The 575-nt window shown below is 71.0% G+C and carries 1 pseudogene; it reads right to left on the bottom strand.

Annotation, left to right across the window (positions count from 1 at the left end):
* A pseudogene (locus LCD31_RS28790) lies at positions 1 to 575 on the bottom strand (serine hydroxymethyltransferase); the annotation flags it as partial.

Here is a 575-nt window from a genome sequence, read left to right as displayed (position 1 = left end):
GTCGATGGTGGGTTGGAGTGCCCCGGCGATGATGTCGGCGACTTCGGTGAATTCGGTGGTGGTGAAGCCGCGGGTGGCCAGGGCGGGGGTGCCGATGCGCAGGCCGCTGGTGGTCATGGGGGGTCGGGGGTCGTGGGGGACGGCGTTGCGGTTGACGGTGATGCCGATGGTGTGGAGGCGGTCTTCGGCCTGTTTGCCGTCGAGTTCGGAGTGGCGCAGGTCGACCAGGACGAGGTGGACGTCGGTGCCGCCGGAGACCAGCGACACCCCCGCGGCGCGGGCGTCGTCGTGCAGGAGGCGCTCGGCGATGATGCGGGCGCCGTCGAGGGTGCGTTGCTGGCGGTCGGCGAACTCCGGGGTGGCGGCGAGTTTGAACAGCACGGCCTTGCCCGCGATGACGTGTTCGAGCGGGCCGCCCTGCTGGCCGGGGAAGACCGCGGAGTTGAACTTCTTCGCGAACTCCTCACTGGCCGAGAGGATCACCCCGCCCCGGGGGCCGCCGAGGGTCTTGTGGGTGGTCGTGGTGACCACATCGGCATAGGGCAGCGGGCTCGGGTGCAGCCCGGCGGCGACCA

Origin of the sequence: Saccharopolyspora sp. 6M (assembly GCF_020176775.1) — a bacterium.
In the GTDB taxonomy this organism is placed as follows: Bacteria; Actinomycetota; Actinomycetes; order Mycobacteriales; family Pseudonocardiaceae; genus Saccharopolyspora_C; species Saccharopolyspora_C gregorii.
The sequence above is the reverse complement of the archived record's forward strand: the minus strand, read 5'-3'. Positions and strand labels throughout refer to the sequence as shown.